This window comes from Pseudoalteromonas sp. GW168-MNA-CIBAN-0100 (genome assembly GCF_040309225.1).
GTDB classification, from domain to species: Bacteria; Pseudomonadota; Gammaproteobacteria; order Enterobacterales; family Alteromonadaceae; genus Pseudoalteromonas; species Pseudoalteromonas arctica.
Genome location: NZ_JBEOOL010000344.1, coordinates 1 through 314 on the forward strand (window position 1 = coordinate 1; position 314 = coordinate 314).

At 40.4% G+C, this 314-nt stretch carries 1 pseudogene; it reads left to right on the forward strand.

Annotated features, from left to right (window positions below):
• Positions 1-314: pseudogene (locus AAEY62_RS21405) on the forward strand (methyl-accepting chemotaxis protein); the annotation flags it as partial.

Below are 314 nucleotides of genomic sequence, written 5' to 3' on the forward strand. Positions count from 1 at the left end.
GCACAAGAGCGAGCGCAAATGCTAAAAGTAGTGAATGCTTTTATGCAGCAAATGAGTAAACACTTACAGACGATTGAGCAACAAACTACTACGAGTTATGGGCAAGTGGAACAAAATCAGTATTTACTAACCGATATTCAGCAGATTGGAGAGCAAGTTAATGATATTAATACACAAGTAGCTGATAACGCACAAAGTACCTTTAGTGCCATGGAACAAAGCTTAGGATTTGCGCAAAGTATGTTAAGTGCGAGTGCCGATACACAGGCACGGGTTGAACGCAGTATACAAAGCTTACAAGAGCTACTTAATGG